The following is a 21,032-nucleotide window of genomic DNA, read 5'->3' as shown; positions in this document are numbered from 1 at the left end:
ATTGTCCTCCTGTTATGTATAAAAATTTTGACAGTGATAAAAAAATAATACACCTATTTACGATAAATTTAAAATATTTTTACAAATAAAAATATTTATTGTAAAAAGTGTATGTAAGTAGAATTGGCATGTCAATTGCATAAAAGAAAGTGAGGGAATAAAAAGAAGGGAGGGGTGCTACGTGAGGCACTGTGACGTTTTAATAATAGGTGGTGGAATTATAGGTTGTTCTATCGCTTATTACACTTCAAAATACGGAAGAGACGTAACAATCATTGAAAAAGGAGAATTTGTCAGTGGAACGTCTTCACGGTGTGACGGGAATATTTTGGCTATTGATAAAGATCCAGGCTTTGATAGTCAAATGTCTTTAGTTAGTCAAAAATTAGTAACAGAATTAAGTGAAGAGCTGGAGCACTCATTTGAATATAGAGCGCCAGGAAGCATTCTCGTATGTGAGTCAGACGAAGAAATGGAAGCTGCACAGCAATGGGTGAATCGTCAAAAGGAAGCTGGATTACCGTTTCGAATGCTTGATAGACACGATATACGAGAAGAATCGCCATTTTTTGCAGATGATTTATTAGGCGGGTTAGAATGCGCAACGGATTCAACTGTAAATCCATATCTTCTTGCTTTTTCACTTCTTGCAGAATCAAAGAAATTTGGTACGAAAGCTTTTAATCATACGGAAGTAAAAGAAATGAAAAGGGATATAGACGGTTCTTTTATTGTAGAAACGACAAATGGGACGTTTACTGCGAAGCAAGTGGTGAACGCAGCCGGTGTATGGGCTCCAAAAATCGGACAAATGTTGGATGTAAATGTCCCAATTGAACCGAGAAAAGGGCATATTATTGTAGCTTCAAGGCAACAACACGTTGGCTGTCGTAAAGTAATGGAATTTGGTTATTTAATTTCTAAATTTGGCGGAAAACGAAAAGTGGATGCTTTAACTGAAAAATATGGGGTAGCTCTTGTATTTGAGCCGACAGAAAGTCAAAATTTTTTAATTGGTAGTAGTAGAGAGTTTGTAGGGATGCATACGAGGATAAATAACGAGGTTATTAAATGTATTGCGAACAGAGCAATTCGCTTTTATCCGAAAATGGCAGATATGATGGTGATTCGTTCATATGCTGGATTACGCCCGTGGACAGAAGACCATTTGCCGATCATTTCACGTGTGGAACATATCCCGAATTACTTTATAGCAGCAGGGCATGAAGGAGATGGCATTAGCCTTGCAGCTGTTACTGGGAAAGTGATTGAAGAATTATTAAATGAAAAAGAAACAATTATTCCTATTGAACCACTTCGTTTGAGTCGTTTTACAGAAAGGGTGTTAAACGGATGAGGTCACAAAGAGTCTTTACGACGATTGATACACATACGGGTGGGAATCCAACGAGAACATTGATTAGTGGACTTCCTAAGTTAATTGGAGAGACGATGGCAGAGAAGATGTTACATATGAAAAAAGAGTATGACTGGATTCGCAAATTGTTAATGAATGAACCACGTGGTCATGATGTAATGTCAGGAGCATTATTAACAGATCCATGTCATCCTGAAGCAGATATTGGTGTTATTTACATAGAAACAGGTGGATATTTACCGATGTGTGGTCACGATACAATTGGTGTATGTACAGCTTTAATTGAATCAGGTTTAATTCCGGTAGTGGAACCGATTACTTCGTTAAAGTTAGACACGCCAGCCGGCTTAGTTGAAGTGGATATCTTTGTTCAAGATGGAAAAGCGAAAGAAGTCTCTTTCTGTAACATACCAGCTTTTTTACTGAAACATATTACTGTACAAGTCGAAGGAATTGGAACTGTAGAAGCAGATATTGCGTATGGAGGAAATTTTTATGCCATTATCGATGCGAAGTCAGTAGGTTTAGAATTAGTACCAGAAAACGCATCTACAATTATCGATAAGGCAATTCATATTAGAAATATCATTAATGAGGAATTTGAAATCATACATCCGCAGTATTCGTTTATTAGAGGGTTAACACATATTGAATTTTATACAGATCCTACTCATGAAAGTGCTCATGTGAAAAATACAGTTGTCGTTCCGCCAGGAGGAATTGATCGTTCTCCATGTGGTACAGGAACATCAGCGAAGTTAGCTGTATTATACGCAAATCAAAAAATTAAAGTGGATGAAGAGTTTATTCATGAGAGTATCGTGGGCTCTTTATTTAAAGGGTGCGTTATAAATACAACATCTGTAGAAAATATTGAAGCTGTCGTAACGAAAATTGCAGGTTCAGCTTGGCTTATGGGGATGCATAGATTTTTTTATAATGAAAAGGACCCACTGAAAGAAGGCTTTTTGCTAATTCCGCCGATGGAACATGAAACGGAGGATGTAAAATGAACATTCAAAAAATGTATACAGCAGTAGACGTACATGTAAATGGTGAAGCATTTCGTGTAATGAAAGATGTACCATGCAAATACTACTACAGTTTAGAGCAATTAAACGAACAATTTTCAGGTGAATTAGCAGAAGAAATGAAGCTTTTATTAAATGAGCCACGTGGTTTTATCGGATTAAATGGATGTATTGTTGTTCCTTCTATTCATATGGAAGTCGATGCAGCTGTATTATTTTTTAATCATGAAGGATCCATTCCGCTTCATTATGGAGGCATTGTGGCAGTAATAACGATGTTACTAGAAAGCGGGTATTTAAAAAAGAGAGAGACGAACCAATACAAAATCGAAACGCTATCTGGTATATTTTCAATCCATGCGTATGTAGAGAATGATGAAGTTGTATCTGTTTCGTTTGAAAGTAAACTATGTTATATGATTGAGAAAAATTTGCAAGTGGGTAATATAAGTTACTCTCTCATACAGGCAGATAAAGTATATGCAGTTGTAGAAAAGGATGCATATTCACCAGAAATCAGTATTGAAAATATCTCTAAATTAAAAAAATGGGGTGAAGTTACACTTCAAGCTATACAAAAACAGTCATTAATAAAAAGACTTATTTTAGTAGAATCTATGCAAGCAGAAAAGAACCATATAAAGTCGATTACATTTCATGAAGATAACTTTATAGTACGTTCGCCTGGTTTTGTTTCTACTATTGTATCTTATGTTCATACATTATTTAAAAATGATTATATAGCGGATAAACCTTTTAAAAATGAAAGTATTTTTAATAGCTTTATAACAGTGGAACAAGTGAAGAAAGAAGAACAAGGATACATTTTTCGCTTTGAAAGTAGAGGGTTTATTACAGGAATGCAGACGTTTCTATTAGACTCTACAGATCCTTTTCCGACAGGGTTTTTATTAAAATAAAATAGTTAAAGGGAGAGATAAATATGAAAAACATTAAAGGGGCATTTCCAGTATTAATCACACCGATGGATGAGTTTCAAGAAATTAATTGGAACGGTGTAAAACAAAACGTAAACTATTTTATCGATCAAAAGGTAGCTGGCATTATTATTAATGGAAGTACAGGAGAGTTTGTTAGTTTATCAAAAGAAGAACGATTTAAAATGGTAGAAACAGTATTAAAAGAAGTTGATGGCCGTATTCCAGTTATTGTGGGAACTGCTGCGGAGACGACGAAAGAAACGATTGAATATACGAAACATGCAGAAGCACACGGAGCGGATTGCGCATTAATTATTAACTCGTACTATTGTAAGCCGAAAGAAGAGGAAATTTATTTTCATTTTAAAGAAATCTCAAACGCTGTAAATATACCAATTATGTTATACAATAATCCATTTACATCTGGTGTTGATATGAGTACAGAGCTCATGCTACGTATTGGAAAAGAATGTGAAAATGTTACACATATTAAAGAATCTAGCGGAGATATTCGTAAAGCAAGAGATTTAGTACGCCGAGGCGAAGGTGCTTTTCAAGTCTTCTGTGGATCTGAAGATTTAGTTATGGAATCTTATTTAGTAGGTGCAACGGGATGGGTTTCAGTAGCAGGAAATATCGTACCGGGACTTGTTACGAAAATGTATGAGCATTTCCAAAATGGTGAATTAGAAAAAGCTTGGGAAATAAACGATGCTATTTTACCTCTTTGCGAGTTCCTTGAAGGATCAGGAAAATATGTACAAATTGTTAAACGCTCAATGGAATTACACGAGCAAGCTGGGGGACCTTCTCGTTATCCGAGACTCGGATTAACTGAAGAAGAAGATCAAAAACTACAAATGATTATTTCAAAAATTGCAGCTCATGCAGCTGTTTAAATAAGGAGGAAAACATATATGTTAACGACAAATATTGAGTTGAGACCAAAAGTGAAAGCGTTTTTAAATGAAGAAATTAAAATGTTTATTAATGGTGAATTTGTACCTTCCATTAGCGGGAAGACATTTGAAACATACAATCCAGCAACAGAAGATGTTCTAGCTGTCGTATGTGAAGCGCAAGAAGAGGATATTGATGTCGCAGTAAAAGCGGCAAAATCTGCATTTGAATCAGGACCTTGGGCAGAGATGACTACTGCTGAAAGAGCGCACCTTATTTATAAATTAGCAGACTTAATTGAAGAGCATGGAGAAGAATTAGCGCAGTTAGAAGCTTTAGATAATGGGAAGCCATATCAAGTAGCACTGGATGATGATATTGCAGCGACTGTAGAAAATTATCGCTATTATGCGGGATGGGCTACAAAAATTATCGGGCAAACGATTCCGATTTCAAAAGATTACTTAAATTACACACGCCATGAACCTGTTGGCGTTGTAGGTCAAATTATCCCATGGAATTTTCCGCTCGTTATGTCTTCTTGGAAAATGGGAGCTGCACTAGCAACAGGATGTACGATCGTATTAAAACCAGCAGAGCAAACGCCTTTATCGTTATTATATACAGCCAAGCTCTTTAAAGAAGCAGGTTTTCCAAACGGTGTTGTAAACTTTGTTCCAGGTTTTGGCCCTGAAGCAGGAGCTGCAATCGTAAACCATCATGATATTGATAAAGTAGCCTTCACAGGTTCAACAGTTACAGGGAAATATATTATGCGTCAATCTGCAGAAACAATTAAACATGTAACGTTAGAACTTGGTGGTAAATCACCAAATATCATTTTAGAAGACGCTGATTTAGAAGAAGCGATTAACGGTGCATTCCAAGGCATTATGTATAATCACGGCCAAAATTGTAGTGCCGGTTCTCGCGTGTTCGTTCACCGAAAACATTACGAAACAGTCGTAAATGAACTAGTAGAAATGGCGAATAACGTGAAACTTGGAGCAGGTATGGAGAAGGAAACAGAAATGGGACCGCTCGTATCTAAAAAACAACAAGAGCGTGTGCTACATTACATTGAACAAGGAAAAGCTGAAGGCGCTACTGTTGCTGCTGGTGGTGAACGTGCATTTGAAAAAGGTTATTTTGTACAGCCAACAGTATTCACAAATGTTACTGATGATATGACAATTGTGAAAGAAGAGATTTTTGGACCAGTTGTCGTTGTACTTTCGTTTGATTCAACAGAAGAGGTCATAGAAAGAGCAAATCGCTCTTCATACGGACTCGCTGCGGGCGTATGGACACAAAATATTAAAACAGGACATCAAGTTGCTAATAAATTAAAGGCAGGAACAGTATGGATTAATGATTATAATTTAGAAAATGCAGCTGCACCATTTGGTGGCTTTAAACAATCTGGTATCGGTCGTGAGTTAGGTTCATATGCGCTTGATAACTATACAGAAGTGAAAAGCGTTTGGGTAAATATAAAGTAATAGAGAATCTAACTGTTAATAAATAGAGGGATGAAATAATGAGCGATACGGACAACTGTAAGTGTTAAAAATAGTTGTCCGTTTTCTTATATATAAAATAGCTTTTAAAAGAATGATAAGGGGGATTTGGATGGAGCAATTAGTAGAGTGGTTAGTAGGGCAAGTATGGAGTATTGGGCTAGTTGTTTTTGCATTAGGGGCAGGTGTGTATTTTACAATTGCCACTCGTTTTCTGCAAATTCGTTATTTTAAAGAGATGATTAAACTATTATTTGAAGGGAAGAGCTCGGAGACGGGAATTTCATCCTTTCAAGCATTTTGTTTAGCCTTATCAGGTAGGGTTGGAATAGGTAATATCGCAGGGGTCGCGACTGCTATCGCTTTTGGCGGACCAGGAGCTGTGTTTTGGATGTGGGTAATGGCTCTTTTAGGAGCAGCGAGTGCATTTGTTGAATCAACATTATCTCAAGTGTATAAAAGTAAAGTTGGAAATGAATACCGGGGCGGTACACCATATTTCATTGAAAAAGGCTTGAAAATGAAATGGTTTGCAGTCATTGTAGCGGTTGTTGTAACACTTTCATATGGCGTTTTATTACCAGGTATTCAGTCTAGTAGTATCGCAGTTGGATTTGAAAACTCTAATGGCATTAGCAAATATATAACTGGAATATTATTAGTTATATTATTAGCATCAATCATTTTTGGTGGCGTAAAGAGAATTGCGGGCGTTTCGCAAATGCTTGTTCCATTTATGGCAATTGGTTATGTAATTGTTACATGTATCGTATTAATTGCGAATGTAACAGAAATTCCAAGTATGTTCGCTTTAATTTTCTCTAGTGCTTTTGGTGTAAATGAAATGTTTGGTGGAATCGTCGGTGCAGCAATTGCATGGGGCGTAAAGCGCGCTGTATTTTCAAATGTTGCAGGTGTTGGAGAAGCGACGTATAGCTCCGCTGCTGCTGAAGTATCCCATCCTGCAAAACAAGGGTTAGTTCAAGCATTTTCTGTATATATCGATACAATTGTTGTATGTACAGCGACAGCTCTTATGATTTTAATAACAGGTATGTATAATGTTATACCTGAAGGGAAAAGCGCTATAGTAAAGAATATAGGGAATGTTGATGCAGGTCCAATCTATACACAACAAGCAGTTGAAACTGTTATGACAGGGTTTGGTCCATTATTCATTTCAATCGCAATCTTCTTTTTCGCATTTACAACTTTACTCGCATACTACTATATCGCTGAAACGACGCTTACTTATTTAGATCGTGATCTTAAACTTAGATGGTTAAAACCAGTTTTAAAAATTGGTTTTTTAATTATGGTTTACATCGGTAGCGTAGAATCAGCGTCGCTTTTATGGAATCTTGGAGATTTAGGAATCGGTAGTATGGCATGGTTAAACTTAATTGCAATTCTACTATTAAGTAAAATCGCATTAAAAGTGTTAAAAGATTATGAAGCACAGAAAAAAGAAGGGAAAGATCCAGTATTTGATCCTAAAAATGTTGGGATTGAAGGATTAACGTTTTGGGAAGAAAGAAGTAAAGAGATTGAAAGGAAAAACTATAAGGAACAATCTGTAGTGGATGATAGTCTGAAATTGTAACTACAATAAACTGAATATTCTTTCTTTTTAACGAGGTATATTGCCTTCTTTTCATCACATACTACAATAGGTACACATAATTTGAATGGGGGTAATAATAAGATGGAACACGAACAACATAGTTCAGTAAATGATGTTCTACATCATTATAAAGAAGGAATTGGTAGTTTTACAAACCAAATTCCTGAAATTGCTGAAACATATAATGCATTCACGCAAGCTTGTTTTCAAGAGGGCGCTTTAACAAAAAGGGAAAAACAACTTATCGCATTAGGAATTAGTCTAGCAACGCAAGATGAATATTGTACCATTTATCATACAAAAGGTTGTCTTGATCAAGGATGTTCAGATAAAGAGATTCTGGAAGCATGTGGTGTATCAGCAGCATTTGCTGGCGGAGCTGCAATGAGTCAAGCAGTAACATTAGTACAAGAGTGTTTAAGTGAACTGAAAAATCAAAAGCATTGAATATAAAAGAACGTTTTAAACTTTATGTTTAAAACGTTCTTTTACGTGAGATTAAATTTGAGTATAAAAATTATTTGGTATGTGATGTATTAAAGTAAGAATTTTAAATTTAGTGGGAATGAGAAATAACAACTATTTATTTAGTATTAAGATTTTCTAAAAAGTTTCAATTGTTTCATATAATCAATAGCTTTTGTTTTGTTCTTTTGTTTACATACATATTCGAATTCATTCTTATCTCGATAGTAACTATTTATTATTTCTTCTGTAAGAAATCCATCGGAAATAGCTTTTTTAATTGCGCAATGTGGTTCATTTGTATGAGTGCAGTTAGAGAATTTACAGCTCATAGATATCTCTTTGATATCTTCATAGCCAAGATCAAAGTTGTCCTCATGTTTTATTAAGTCAAAACCTGTTTTACTAATGGTTAATCCCTCCACTTTCCATACATTCTATAAGTATGTTTTATCTAAATATATATTTCCTTTTAGTAATCTGTTATTCCTTCTATAAAACTTGGTACAATGAAACAAAAGGGGGATTAGTAATGCAAAATTTAGTAATTGAAGAGATTAAGCAAATAAAAGATGGCGTGGAGGAGCTTTCGAATCTTTTGAAAACGGTTGTAGATGATGGGGCATCAATTGGCTTTTTACCTCCACTGGAACAAAAAGAATCGGTAAAGTATTGGGAAACAGTCTTAGCACCAGAAGTGATCTTATATGTCGCTAAAATAAATAATGAAGTGGCAGGGAGTATTCAATTACATTTAGTTACAAAGCCTAATGGGATTCATAGAGCTGAAATTTGCAAGTTAATGACTCACCCGAACTTTAGACGTAACGGCATTGGACGTTCGCTTATGCAAAAAGCAGAGGAAAGAGCAAAGCAAGAAAAAAGGTCTCTTTTAGTGCTAGATACTAGAGAAGGAGATCCTTCGAATAGATTGTATAAGTTGTTAGACTATCAAGAATCCGGAAAAATACCAGGGTATGCAATTTCTCCGAATGGTGAGTTAGATGCAACGGTAATTTATTATAAAATGATTTAGTTTTTTATTTAAAAAGGGAAATAATTTCAAACAACACATTTGTTATTATGTTCGTGCGTTGATTTATAAAAAATATTGATAATTTAAAACAATGTTTGATAAAACCTTGTAACTTCATCTGGAACATTCAATTAAAGGGCTAGTTTGTAGGAGGATAACAGGTTTTTTAGAGTTATTATTTAACGTATTATCCGAAAGAAGTCTCCTTCCTCAAGCGTGTTAGCTCGGCTGTCTGTCCTAGGACAAATTCGTTAGCTATCAAAAGTAACGATGAACCGAGAAGCCCCCACTCCGGGGTAAGCTAGTAAGAGATACTAAGTGGGTGGTAGTTCACATAGGAATTTTGAAGTCTTTTGGTGAATATTAAATGTTAATCTAAAAGATGGAGGTTGCTGTGATGTTGAAACTGTTTCAATATAACTGGCAAGTTCGTGATGATTGGTTTACATGGTGCGAAGACATGTCGGCCGAAGAACTGGTAAAGAAACGGGTCGGTGGATTCGGCAGTATACTACATACCCTATTTCATATTGTAGATGTGGAATATATGTGGATCTTAGGGTTGCGTGGTGAATCAGTGCCTGAGGAGCCATTGTTTGAAGAGTATGCCAGCTTACAAAAAGTGAAAAATCTTTCAGCTCAGTACCACGAGAAAGTGAAGCCATTTGTGACCTCTTGGACAAATGAAATGGATTCTCGGAAACTTTCAAAAGCTGACTTCAATGAAGAGCCGATTAGCTCAAGAGACGCACCAATTAGGCGCCGAGTCATTGAATGTACACACGGAGAGTTAATACGTCATGTCATTGTCCACGAAATCCATCATATCGGCCAGTTATCTATATGGGCACGTGAAATCGGAAAGGAGCCAGTTTCCGCAAATCTGAGAGGGAGAGGGCTATTTGATAACTAGACTAACTTTGCCAATTTCGTAATTTATTTATAAACGAATAGTTTAATTGAGTATATTTAACACCGTCTATATTTCTCTAGCGGTGTTATTTGAATGTATCAATAAAATTTATTTAATGTACTAAATGAATTTGAGAAAGTTTTTAGTGGGTTCTTTTAGGTATGTTCTTCGACTTATAATGGATGTAGAGAAGATGACTAGCCGACTATAGTTATTTTCGCTTTATTATGGGAAAGGGGATGACGGGATGAGAACGCAAGGTTTACAGAAGGTGAAGAAAGTTATATTAAGTGGTGGTATATTACTTACGGGATTGTTAACTTTCGGTTTTTCAGAAAAAGCTTCAGCTCATGGATATGTAGAATCACCAGCGAGCCGTTCTTATTTATGTAAGCAAGGGGTAAATGTAAATTGCGGACCGATTCAATATGAGCCGCAAAGTGTAGAAGGAATAGGTGGATTCCCGCAATTAGGACCTTCTGATGGACAAATCGCAGGAGCTGGCCATTTTCCTGCTTTAGAGGTTCAAACAGTCGATAGGTGGAAGAAAGTTACGTTAAACGGTGGGACGAATACATTCAAGTGGAAACTAACCGCTCCTCATAGTACGAAAGAATGGAAATACTACATTACAAAGAAGGATTGGAATCCAAATATGCCTTTAACAAGGTCTAGTTTAGATTTAGTGCCGTTCTATGTGAAAAATGATGGAGGAACTAGACCAGGAACTTCAGTAACACATGAAGCAAATATACCTACTGATAGAAATGGATATCACCTTATTTTAGCTGTTTGGGAAATTGCAGATACTGGGAATGCATTTTATCAAGTTATAGATGTTAACCTTGTAAATAACGGTTTGGCATCGAATTTCGCGCTAAATCATGTAGTGCAGGCTCCTACCTTATTTTAAATAAAATATACATTTCGATCATCTAATTCATTTTAGATGATCTTTTTTACGAAAAACGATGAAAAATATAGAAGAAAGTACAATTATTTATAAAAAAATGGGCTTTAAATATTGTCATATTTGCTTCTTTAAGATATCCTTTTCATGAAGAGGTGGAAAACATGGAAAAAGTACTAGTTTTCGGGCATAAAAACCCAGATACAGATGCAATTTGTTCTGCAATTGCTTATGCAGAATTGAAAAAAGAATTAGGAATGAATGCTGAGCCTGTACGTTTAGGCGAAATCAGCGGTGAAACTCAATTTGCGTTAGACCATTTTAAAGTAGAAGGACCGCGTTTTGTTGAGACAGTTGCAAGCGAAGTGGACAACGTTATTTTAGTTGATCATAACGAGCGTCAACAAAGTGCTAACGATATCGAATCTGTTCGTGTGTTAGAAGTTATTGACCATCACCGTATTGCTAACTTTGAAACAAGCGATCCTATTTACTACCGTTGTGAGCCAGTTGGTTGTACAGCTACAATCTTAAACAAAATGTACAAAGAAAACGGCGTTACAATTCGTAAAGAAGTTGCAGGTTTAATGTTATCTGCAATCATTTCAGATTCTTTACTATTCAAATCTCCAACTTGCACAGAGCAAGACGTAGCAGCAGCTCGTGAATTAGCGGAAATCGCTGGTGTAGATGCTGATAGCTACGGCTTAGAAATGTTAAAAGCTGGTGCTGACTTAAGCGGAAAAACAATGGAGCAATTAATCTCTCTTGATGCTAAAGAATTCCAAATGGGTAATGCGAAAGTTGAAATCGCACAAGTAAACGCTGTTGATACAAACGACGTTCTTGTACACCAAGCGGAACTTGAAAAAGTTATCTCTGCAGTAGTTGAAGAAAAAGGTTTAGACCTATTCTTATTCGTTGTAACTGATATCTTAACTAACGATTCTGTCGGTCTTGCGATCGGTAAAGCAGCAAACGTTGTTGAGAAAGCATACAACGTATCTCTAGAAAACAACACTGCGACTTTAAAAGGTGTTGTATCTCGTAAAAAACAAATCGTACCAGTATTAACAGAAGCATTCCAAGCTTAATATACTTGGGTATGGTTTAACAAAAAAGGACAAGTAGTCAGATTGGCTACTTGTCCTTTTTTATCTCCAAAAAACAGAAAATTAAAAACGGGAGGATTGTGTATGCTTAATGATTTAGAAAGTAAATTACAGTCACTTTTAGAGCGAAATATTACTTCTGTTTCAGAATTAGAGCGTTGGCTTTTGGAGGAATTGCGTGTAAACGCTGAAATAGAAGAGGAGATAACAAGTAGTTTAATCGCCATGTATAGAGATACAAATGACAGAAATATACGTAATTTACATATGTATAATCAAAATACAATTCAACCACTTTTAAAAAGATACAATGCAAAATTTGACCAGAAATTTAGAGAGTGTCCATTTTCAAATTTATTAGATGAGCAGAAATATGGATTTATGAAAAAAGCAAGATTGGTGAAAAGTAAAACATTTAATGAAAAGAACATTGCTCTTTCCATTAAAGAGCAAGAGCTTATAACGCAGTATAGAGAAATAATGTCTAACATATCTATTAATTGGGAAGGAGAGCTAAAGACGTATGCATACATAAAAGCAAAGTTAGATAACCCCAATAGAGTTATTCGTGAAAAAGCTTGGTATGCTTTATGTGAAGCAAGAAGTGTAGTGAAAATAGAAATAGATTGTATTATGAATGAACTCGTACAATTGCGGAATGAGATCGCTTTACATGCAGGATTTAATAATTATAGTGAATATGCTTTTAAACAAAAAAATAGAGATTATAGTATTGAAGAGTGTTATAAACTTCATGAATCTATAGAAAAGTATGTTGTACCAATATGGGAACAGTTGGGGATTCTTTCTAAAAAGAATCTCGGTGTAAAAACGTATCGCCCTTGGGATCTTACTCCAAGTAATTTACCAAAAATCCCGTTTCAAAATGCCATTGATGTATTGAATGGGGTGGAAGAAATATTTCGGAAGACAGATTTATATTTTTATGAGAAATTTATTCATATAAGAAAAGGGGGATTCATTGACGTAGAAGAACGTGAAAATAAAGCGCCAGGAGCCGCTTGTTTTACCTTGCCTCATAGTAAAGAGGTTTTTGTGTATTCTAATTTTAGTCCATCATTTTATGCAATTAACGCGTTAATACATGAAGTGGGACATGCATTTCATTTTTATAAACAATTTAACAATGATAGTAGCATGCAGGAAAGATATCTTCGTGAAGAGGTGGCTGAACTTTATTCCCTAAGTCTTGAGTTACTAGTAACGGATAAGCTGGATATCTTTTATAAGAAAAAGGATGAATATAAAGAAGTGCAGCGCGTCCAATTATACCGTGCTTTGTCTTTATTAATGTCGTCAGTTGCAGGAGATGTATTCCAGCACTGGCTCTATTCAAATCCAAACCATACATCAGAAGAACGTGATAAGAAATACGCTGAACTATGTAAAAGATATCAATATTCATCAGTCAATATTGCTGGATTAAAAGATGAAATTGGTTCGAGTTGGTTAGAGTCATTTCACTTTGTTCAGTTTCCTTTTTATAAAATTGAATATGCAATTGCTCAAATAGGAGCAATGCAATTGTTTCAAATTTACCGGGAAGACCCAGAAAAAGCGATTGCTTTCTTTAAAGAAGGTGCGAGTGCAGATTGGAATTTATCCATACAAGAAATATATGAAAAAACAGGTGTCACGTTTGATTTTTCGGAAGAAAGGATAGAAAGTACTGCAAGTGTTATTTTGGATTTGATTAATGAATAAAATAAGGATAGCATTTGCTATCCTTATAACTGCTTGTTCGTAGATTTTTTCTTGTTTATATAAAATGTAATAATAGCCGCAATGAGGAAAATAGGTATAGCATACGCTTGCCCAACAAACAACTTCCAGCCAACATGATTATAACCTTCAGATGCTGGAGCAATCATAGCGATTACGCAAACGATAATATAGAGTACTAGTGCAGGGATTATATTTTTCATTTGTTCACCCCCTTTTCATAAAATTATCACATGTATATTTATATAATAAATTATAGTTTGAGAAAAGATATATGTTTTTCTAACATTTATGTAAATAAAAGGGTTGTTATTAAGTGGAATAGAATAGGTGTATGTAGAATGATATAGGGGTGTTACATATAATGAACAATATATTAAATCGAATAAAGAAAGATGTAAATATAGAATTATTGAATGGGCTATGGCCTGGTTTTAAGAGGGCTGCATTTGCATTATATAATGATGAGCATGTGTATGTATTTCATCATCCATTATATTTGAAAGATGATGGTGAGTATGCCGTTTTAAAGCGAGATGACCAATTTAAGGCTGATACATTTATCTTATTAAAAGATTATCCAACTGCCATCGTGAATATGAATAGGCATAAAGATTATGAAAGTCTACTTGCAGTGGTGGTGCATGAACTTTTTCATTGCTATCAATATTCGAATAAAGGAAGTAGATTTCCAAATGAATCTCTAGGATTTCAATATCCTATAATGGAAGAAAATATAGAATTGCGAAATAAAGAACGAAAGTGTTTATATGATGCTGTTCATTGTAAGTCACAAGCTGAAAAAGGTAATTATATTAAGCAATTTATTGAACTAAGAGAGCAAAGAGCTAGATTTATGAGAGAAGAGTTTATAACATATGAGTATATGGTTGAAAGTATAGAAGGGCCTGCTTGGTATGTTGAAATGAATACTTACATTGCAGTATGTAAAAATGTTAAAAGTGAAACATTACGAAAATATAGCGGACTTATTTTAGATGCATATGATGCTAATTATAACATTAGAAAGAGCTGCTATAGCTCAGGAATGCTTTTATGTTTATTATTAGATGAAATCCTCCCTGAATGGAAAAAGAGCTTCTTTTATAGTGATAAATCGTTATATGCTTTTTTAAAACAAAATATAAATGTTGTTTTAAGTTTAAATAATGAAATTGCAATAAGTAAAGAAACGAAGCAAATCCTTCATTTTGTTCAAAACGAAAGAGACAAGGATATTAAGCAATTTTATGTTGAAGAAGGGTATGATCTGTATATAGTAGGGGATATAAAATTAAATTCGTTTAATCCGATGAATGTAAAATTAAACAAAAATAAAGTGTTACATAAAACTTTTTTAAGTGTAAGTATACATAATAAAACATATATGATAAATCAACCTGTTTTAGCATCTTTTGAAGAAGATTTTAAAAATATGAAACAAGTTCATATTATAATGAATGAAAAGCCAATAGAAACAAATAATGGTTGGAACGTAGTGGGTATTGGAGATATAGAAGCTGAGTATGAAGAAGTAGGGAATTCTATATTTTTAAATTTAAAAAGTTAGAAGTGAGGTAAGAAATAACGATGAAAAGGTTATGCATAATTCCATGCGGAAAAAAGAAAATTTGGGATAAGTATCCAGATTACGGATCGATGGAGGCAAAAGAAGTATATATTAGTCCGTTCGGAAAAGCATGTCAGGTGTATGCAACTATGTTTTTTGAGAATTGGGTGATATTATCGGCGAAGCATGGATTTTTAAGACCAAATGATATTGTTTTAGAAAACTATGATCTTGCATTTGATTCAAAAAGCGATGAGATTATTAGCGTGGAACAATTAAAACAACAGATGATTGAAAAAGACTTACATCAGTTTGATGAAATAGTTTTACTTGCAGGCAAGAAGCATAAGAAAGTAGTGACACAATTATATGCAGAAGAAATTATTACGTATCCGTTAGCAGGATGTAAAGGAATTGGGTATATGTTGCAGAGGTTGAAAGGGGCTGTGGGGGAAGGGAAGGAATTATAGTTAACGATTTGTTTGAGCTTTTCAATACGTATATTGTGAGCGAGAAGAAAGAAAATACATATGAATTTAAAGCCCAACTATTGGGCTTTTTTCTTTATAGTAGTCCCTATAAATATATAAAGTACAACTAATAGAAAAGTACAACATTTATAACTATACTTATAAATCTAGAACATAGACTAGTAAACAAACCTTTTTCTACTTTTAAACATAGAATATGATGAATTCTATTTAGGAGGATGCATATTCATGGGGAATCATTGTAATTGTAGGCGCTCATTTTGGGATGATTTAATGTTTGGAAGATGTGGATGTAAATGCAGGGATTGTCACGAATGTCGTTGCAAAGAGAAACCAAAATGTAATTGTGACGAGTGTTGCTGCAAGGAGAAACCGAAGTGTGATTGTGAAAAATGCAATTGTAAAGAGAAACCGAAATGTCATTGTAAACATGAAGGGTATTAATAATAAAAAAGAGTACGCTAAGTACTCTTTAATTTTTTAAGGTTATATTCCATCTTGACCAGATTTTTTTACAATTTCCCATGTGTCTTGTTTTTTAATCTTGATAGCTACATTAGTTCCGGTAGATTCCTTATAAAAGATATATCCATTGTTTTCGTCCACATATGTCAATGGTTCACTTATGCAATCTCGCGAACAAGATGTATTAATTAGCTCGATTAATGATAGTTCGCTCGGATCGGTTTTACTTGCATCTATAATAGTATCAACGTCTATTTTACGGTAACCTTGTAAATTCACATGGAAACTTTGTTCAATTTCACCTGTAATGCTAGTATTCATTACTTCAACAGAATTTTTCTTTTCTTGAAGAAATCCATTCTCATAAAGTAATTTTGTATATCCAAGCCATCCAATTAAAACTAGCATAATAAACATACTAAATATTTTAAGTGTTCGAAGCCGTTTACTAACAATCGTTTCTGAGTATTTCATTCAGTTAAATCCTCCATTGTTTTTAATTAAAAGTATGCCTAGATACATACTTTTAGAAGAAGGATAGAACTTAACGAGTTCTATTCTAGATTCAAAAAAGAAAGCATCCGAAGTTAGATACTTTCTTTTTTAGTATTTTTCGCTATCTGTTCGTTACTTGTTTCATAAGTGGTCTAATTTCTTTAACAGGTGGTTTTTTATCATAGGCATCAACGTAAGAGAAATAGTAATTTAAGTTTCTGAGAAGACCTTTTCCTATTTTAGCGCTCAAGAACGGAAATACTTGTCCAGTATAATCATCGAGAGATTTACAGTAATATTTTTCATCTAAATAAATACTGTATTTACATGTTAGTTCTACTAGTGACTTCCCTTCATCATCAATTACTTCTTTAGAATCAATAATGTCTATTAATGCGAATTTTTCATTTAGATAAACTTTCTTCTTTTTCTCGTGTTTATTTGTGAGGATAAATACGAGACCAATGGCGTTAATCAAACTATTTCCTCCTATAAAAAACGGATATTAATAAAATATATCGATATACGTTAAATGTAAAGAGGAGAGGTGAAATTTCATTGATAGAAAGTATTATAAGCCGATTTGTTTTTCAAATCGGCTTATTGTTATTGAAACACTTGCGGGAATTGTTTTACGATTGCATTTGTTATCATGTCGGCCATTTCTAATGCTTCTTTTTCAATTTTATCGTATAGTTTTACGCTTGCTTCAAAATCTTTATTTAGAAAGGCAAGTGCTTCTGCTTTCGTAAGTGCTAAATGTTCATAAAACATTTTTCTAAATTCTTCTTTGTCTATATATGGGTTGATGCTAGTAAGAAACGCCACAATTTCATCACCATTAGCGTACCATTTTTTCTCTATAGCGGCAGCTGCATTTTGATCACCAGCTTTTGCAGCTTTAACTAGATCCGCTGCAATGACTAAGTGGTCTTTAATTAGTGCACTATATTTTTTTACAGCATCCTCACCATAGAATGGTTCAAGAGATAGTCCCATATGTGTTGCATTTTGAAGAAGACGCCCAACTGTAACGTTAACGTCTGGTAAATTAAAGACAATACTTATAATAGCTAATCTCGTCCAAGCGACGTGTTGTTCCCATAAAGAACGCATATAACCTTTTAAAAAGTTTTCATTTTTACTAATTCGGTAATTACGTACAGATGTATCAAAGTGTACATAAGGGTTATGATAGGGGGAGTAATACGATTGCCAATAAGAATACATAAACGGTAACACTCCTTTGAACATGTATAACTCAAAGTATGATGGGAATTTATTTTTAGTTACGTGTCCTAGATTAATTTCAGAAATTGATATGGAAAAAGATGAAGAATTTTATTGTGGTATATATAAATAAAATGAATATGATAATAAACAAGGCTCTGCAAGGGAAGTTGCAGAGCCTCAAAAGGGTATTGCCGAGATGTCGGACTCGACTAAGTAATGTTATCATAAAATTCTATTAAAAAAACCTGGTAAATGTGTCCAAATGAAAGTAGATACTTAATTAAGTTAAAGGAACCTGCTTCCCGCGGCAGATCCCTTTAACTAGATAATGTCGATGAGCAAAAACTCATCTGGAGTACTTTTATAATAACAAGTGAAATTCGTTTTGTGTATTGAGAAAAAAAGATTTACTTCATTGGATGTTTAGAATTTATATTTTACATCTCTTTATTATCACGATTTGGTGTAAGTGGAGTATGGTTATAAAATGGAGAAAAGATTTACAATCACATCAAAAAGTGTACTGAAATATATATAAATCAAAAAAGACCTGCACAAATAAGCAGGTCAACTTAAGGGGTTTATCCAACAGAATATCTCATATGTTAACAACTGTATTGTAGTAAGTCTATAAGGTTTATATTGAGAAAATTATTATGAATGATATATTTCGCACGTGTATTAATGTTTAAAAAGTTGAGAAAGAAAATGAAAAAGCTTTCTATAAGAAAATAATGGTTGGTACTTATAATATGATTCATATTTCCACGCATCATTATTTGAGAATTGGAGTTGGTTCGGTACTGTTTTCTGTTTGATGAACCTAATATCACGGTGCTTCATATAGCAACCTCCTGAATTCATATGTATAAGATTAGTAGTATTCAAGGAGAATTAATAAAATGTGTATTTATTTTGAAATTCGTTATAGTTGCTAATCAATCTCTAAAACGTAAAGAAGCATAAAATAATGAAAAAGCAGGCTGTTAGTTATGTATTCATCACTTTCATGACGCATAAGAGATGATATAATAGGAGTAGATGAAAGATAAAGAAAAGCAGGTGACTCTTTTTTGTTTACAAAAGCACAAGAACTTTTAGCGTCTTATTTCGGTTATTCGTCATTCCGAAGAGGACAAGATGAAACAATTAAAAATGTATTAGATGGGAAAGATACTGTCTGTATTATGCCTACAGGTGGTGGTAAGTCAATTTGTTATCAAATTCCCGCATTAGTATTCGAAGGAACGACATTAGTTATTTCACCATTGATTTCACTTATGAAAGACCAAGTAGATACATTAGTACAAAACGGTATTTCAGCTACTTATATTAATAGTTCTATTTCGATTGCGGAAGCGAATCAACGAATTCAATTAGCAAAACAAGGACATTATAAGTTACTTTATGTGGCGCCGGAGCGTCTTGATTCAATGGAATTTGTTGACCAACTTATCGATATGAAAATCCCGATGATTGCAATTGATGAGGCGCACTGTATTTCGCAGTGGGGACATGATTTCCGTCCGAGTTATTTACATATACATCGCATATTAGATTATCTTCCAGAAAAGCCGCTTGTCCTAGCATTAACTGCGACGGCAACACCACAAGTTCGTGAAGATATTTGCAACACGCTTGGAATTAATCAAGAAAATACGATTATGACAACGTTTGAGCGCGAGAACTTATCATTTTCTGTTATTAAAGGACAAGATCGTAATGCATATTTAGCGGACTATATTCGTCAAAATCAAAAGGAATCTGGGATTATATATGCAGCTACTAGAAAAGTAGTTGATCAGTTGTTTGAAGATTTAATGAAAGCGGGCGTTTCGGTATCAAAATACCATGCTGGTATGAGTGATAACGATCGAAATGAGCAGCAGGAACTCTTTTTACGTGATGAAGTGAGTGTAATGGTAGCGACATCTGCGTTCGGGATGGGGATTGATAAATCGAATATTCGTTACGTTATCCATTATCAACTACCAAAAAACATGGAAAGTTATTACCAAGAAGCAGGCCGTGCAGGCCGTGATGGATTAGATAGTGCATGTATATTGTTATATTCTTCTCAGGATGTGCAAGTACAGCGCTTTTTAATTGATCAATCGACTGGAGAATCTCGTTTTTCAAATGAACTTGAAAAGCTGCAAAATATGACTGACTACTGTCATACAGAACAATGTTTACAATCATTTATTTTGCAATACTTTGGAGAAGAACCGAAAGAAGATTGTGGACGTTGCGGTAATTGTACGGACGACCGCGAAAGTATCGATGTGACGAGAGAATCACAAATGGTTCTATCTTGCATGATTAGAACGAACCAACGATTTGGTAAACAAATGATTGCACAAGTTTTAACTGGATCTAAAAATAAGAAAGTTATTGAATTTAATTTTCATACGTTACCAACATACGGATTACTATCAAATCGTAGCGTAAAAGAAGTTAGTGAATTTATTGAGTTTCTAATTTCAGATGAGTTAATTGCAGTTGAACATGGTACGTATCCAACATTAAAAGTTACGGAAAAAGGGAAAGATGTATTATTAGGTAAAGAGAATGTTTTACGTAAAGAACGAGTAGAGACAAGACAAATTGTTCAAGATCATCCTTTATTTGAAGTGCTTCGCGAAGTACGTAAAGAAATTGCGCAAGGAGAAGGTGTACCTCCATTCGTTATTTTCTCTGATCAAACGTTGAAAGATATGTGTGCAAAAATGCCGCAAAGTGACTCTGAACTTTTAACTGTGAAAGGGATCGGCGAACATAAACTTGTGAAGTATGGCTCTCACTTCTTACAAGCAGTTCAGCACTTTATTAAGGATAATCCAAACTATGCCGAAACAGTTAAAACAGAAGTAGTGACAGAGCGGAAAAAGTCAGGGAAAGCTTCAGCAAATTCTCATTTAGAAACGTATGAAATGTATAAACAAGGCATTGATCTAGATGAAATTGCGAAAGAACGTGGCTTATCAAGACAAACAATTGAAAATCATTTAATTCGCTCTTTTGAAGATGGAATGGAAATAGACTGGAACAGTTTTGTTCCTGCAGAATATGAATCACTGATTGAAACTGCCGTGCAAAATGCAGAGGGTGGTCTGAAATCAATTAAGGAACAACTTCCAAATGAAGTGAGTTACTTTATGATTCGTGCATATTTACAATTTAGAAAGTAGATATATATAAAGGG

Annotated in this window: 21 protein-coding genes; 16 read left to right on the top strand and 5 right to left on the bottom strand. The window is 34.4% G+C overall.

Annotated features, from left to right (window positions below):
* The first annotated feature begins 181 nt into the window (after positions 1-181).
* The 7 genes from J0835_RS13600 to J0835_RS13570 all read left to right on the top strand — a co-directional run bounded on the left by J0835_RS13600 (position 182) and on the right by J0835_RS13570 (position 7,841).
* A complete protein-coding gene (locus tag J0835_RS13600; RefSeq protein ID WP_087980692.1) occupies positions 182-1,357 on the top strand; it encodes an NAD(P)/FAD-dependent oxidoreductase in 1,176 nt (391 codons plus the stop codon).
* Entirely contained in the window at positions 1,354-2,391 is a 1,038-nt protein-coding gene (locus J0835_RS13595; protein WP_087980691.1) for a proline racemase family protein, read from the top strand. Before J0835_RS13600 ends, J0835_RS13595 begins: the two co-directional genes overlap by 4 nt.
* Complete coding sequence (locus J0835_RS13590) at positions 2,388-3,329, top strand: proline racemase family protein (protein ID WP_087980690.1); 942 nt, start codon at positions 2,388-2,390, stop codon at positions 3,327-3,329. Before J0835_RS13595 ends, J0835_RS13590 begins: the two co-directional genes overlap by 4 nt.
* A gap of 23 nt (positions 3,330-3,352) precedes the next feature.
* Positions 3,353-4,249, top strand: coding sequence for a 4-hydroxy-tetrahydrodipicolinate synthase (gene dapA, locus J0835_RS13585; protein ID WP_087980689.1), 897 nt, complete (start codon positions 3,353-3,355; stop codon positions 4,247-4,249).
* 18 nt (positions 4,250-4,267) lie between these two features.
* Positions 4,268-5,752, top strand: a complete 1,485-nt coding sequence (locus J0835_RS13580; RefSeq protein WP_087980688.1) for an aldehyde dehydrogenase family protein — start codon at positions 4,268-4,270, stop codon at positions 5,750-5,752.
* 130 nt (positions 5,753-5,882) lie between these two features.
* Complete coding sequence (locus J0835_RS13575; protein ID WP_087980687.1) at positions 5,883-7,373, top strand: alanine/glycine:cation symporter family protein; 1,491 nt, start codon at positions 5,883-5,885, stop codon at positions 7,371-7,373.
* A gap of 102 nt (positions 7,374-7,475) precedes the next feature.
* On the top strand, positions 7,476-7,841 hold the full coding sequence (locus J0835_RS13570) for a carboxymuconolactone decarboxylase family protein (protein WP_016087526.1): 366 nt from the start codon (positions 7,476-7,478) through the stop codon (positions 7,839-7,841).
* Positions 7,842-7,987: 146 nt separating this feature from the next.
* On the opposite strand, the gene J0835_RS13565 is transcribed toward J0835_RS13570, so the two are convergent.
* On the bottom strand, positions 7,988-8,284 hold the full coding sequence (locus J0835_RS13565; RefSeq protein ID WP_087980686.1) for a hypothetical protein: 297 nt from the start codon (positions 8,282-8,284) through the stop codon (positions 7,988-7,990).
* 107 nt (positions 8,285-8,391) lie between these two features.
* Between J0835_RS13565 and J0835_RS13560 the strand changes: the two genes are divergently transcribed.
* From J0835_RS13560 to J0835_RS13540, 5 genes are all read left to right on the top strand, one after another.
* Positions 8,392-8,895 carry a GNAT family N-acetyltransferase gene (locus J0835_RS13560; RefSeq protein ID WP_087980685.1) on the top strand — a complete coding sequence of 168 codons (504 nt, stop codon included), beginning with the start codon at positions 8,392-8,394 and terminating at the stop codon, positions 8,893-8,895.
* Positions 8,896-9,292: 397 nt separating this feature from the next.
* Positions 9,293-9,808, top strand: a complete 516-nt coding sequence (locus J0835_RS13555; RefSeq protein WP_087980684.1) for a DinB family protein — start codon at positions 9,293-9,295, stop codon at positions 9,806-9,808.
* A 247-nt stretch (positions 9,809-10,055) separates the two neighbouring features.
* Positions 10,056-10,721 (top strand): lytic polysaccharide monooxygenase, encoded by a 666-nt coding sequence (locus J0835_RS13550; protein WP_087980683.1) that lies wholly within the window; start codon positions 10,056-10,058, stop codon positions 10,719-10,721.
* A 161-nt stretch (positions 10,722-10,882) separates the two neighbouring features.
* A complete protein-coding gene (gene ppaC, locus J0835_RS13545; protein WP_000416841.1) occupies positions 10,883-11,812 on the top strand; it encodes a manganese-dependent inorganic pyrophosphatase in 930 nt (309 codons plus the stop codon).
* A 102-nt stretch (positions 11,813-11,914) separates the two neighbouring features.
* Complete coding sequence (locus tag J0835_RS13540; protein WP_087980682.1) at positions 11,915-13,555, top strand: M3 family oligoendopeptidase; 1,641 nt, start codon at positions 11,915-11,917, stop codon at positions 13,553-13,555.
* A 23-nt stretch (positions 13,556-13,578) separates the two neighbouring features.
* Here the strand turns inward: J0835_RS13540 and J0835_RS13535 are convergent, their stop codons facing one another.
* On the bottom strand, positions 13,579-13,776 hold the full coding sequence (locus J0835_RS13535) for a DUF4017 family protein (RefSeq protein ID WP_087980681.1): 198 nt from the start codon (positions 13,774-13,776) through the stop codon (positions 13,579-13,581).
* Positions 13,777-13,937: 161 nt separating this feature from the next.
* Between J0835_RS13535 and J0835_RS13530 the strand changes: the two genes are divergently transcribed.
* The 3 genes from J0835_RS13530 to J0835_RS13520 all read left to right on the top strand — a co-directional run bounded on the left by J0835_RS13530 (position 13,938) and on the right by J0835_RS13520 (position 16,118).
* A complete protein-coding gene (locus J0835_RS13530) occupies positions 13,938-15,143 on the top strand; it encodes a peptide ABC transporter permease (protein WP_087980680.1) in 1,206 nt (401 codons plus the stop codon).
* 20 nt (positions 15,144-15,163) lie between these two features.
* Positions 15,164-15,613, top strand: coding sequence for a DUF6884 domain-containing protein (locus J0835_RS13525; protein WP_087980679.1), 450 nt, complete (start codon positions 15,164-15,166; stop codon positions 15,611-15,613).
* A gap of 307 nt (positions 15,614-15,920) precedes the next feature.
* Entirely contained in the window at positions 15,921-16,118 is a 198-nt protein-coding gene (locus tag J0835_RS13520; protein WP_395940791.1) for a hypothetical protein, read from the top strand.
* 2 nt (positions 16,119-16,120) lie between these two features.
* On the opposite strand, the gene J0835_RS13515 is transcribed toward J0835_RS13520, so the two are convergent.
* The 3 genes from J0835_RS13515 to J0835_RS13505 all read right to left on the bottom strand — a co-directional run bounded on the left by J0835_RS13515 (position 16,121) and on the right by J0835_RS13505 (position 17,824).
* A complete protein-coding gene (locus tag J0835_RS13515; protein WP_087980678.1) occupies positions 16,121-16,573 on the bottom strand; it encodes a hypothetical protein in 453 nt (150 codons plus the stop codon).
* Between the two features lie 142 nt (positions 16,574-16,715).
* Positions 16,716-17,072 (bottom strand): cytoplasmic protein, encoded by a 357-nt coding sequence (locus J0835_RS13510; RefSeq protein ID WP_087980677.1) that lies wholly within the window; start codon positions 17,070-17,072, stop codon positions 16,716-16,718.
* Between the two features lie 128 nt (positions 17,073-17,200).
* Positions 17,201-17,824, bottom strand: coding sequence for an acetylglutamate kinase (locus tag J0835_RS13505; protein ID WP_140386778.1), 624 nt, complete (start codon positions 17,822-17,824; stop codon positions 17,201-17,203).
* A gap of 1,076 nt (positions 17,825-18,900) precedes the next feature.
* On the opposite strand from J0835_RS13505, the gene recQ reads away from it, so the two are divergent.
* On the top strand, positions 18,901-21,018 hold the full coding sequence (gene recQ / locus J0835_RS13500; RefSeq protein WP_087980674.1) for a DNA helicase RecQ: 2,118 nt from the start codon (positions 18,901-18,903) through the stop codon (positions 21,016-21,018).
* Positions 21,019-21,032: the final 14 nt, after the last annotated feature.

The organism is Bacillus cereus group sp. Sample62 (genome assembly GCF_036851315.1).
Taxonomy (GTDB): Bacteria; Bacillota; Bacilli; order Bacillales; family Bacillaceae_G; genus Bacillus_A; species Bacillus_A wiedmannii.
Note: the sequence above shows the minus strand (reverse complement) of the source record. Positions and strands in the feature narration are given on the sequence as shown.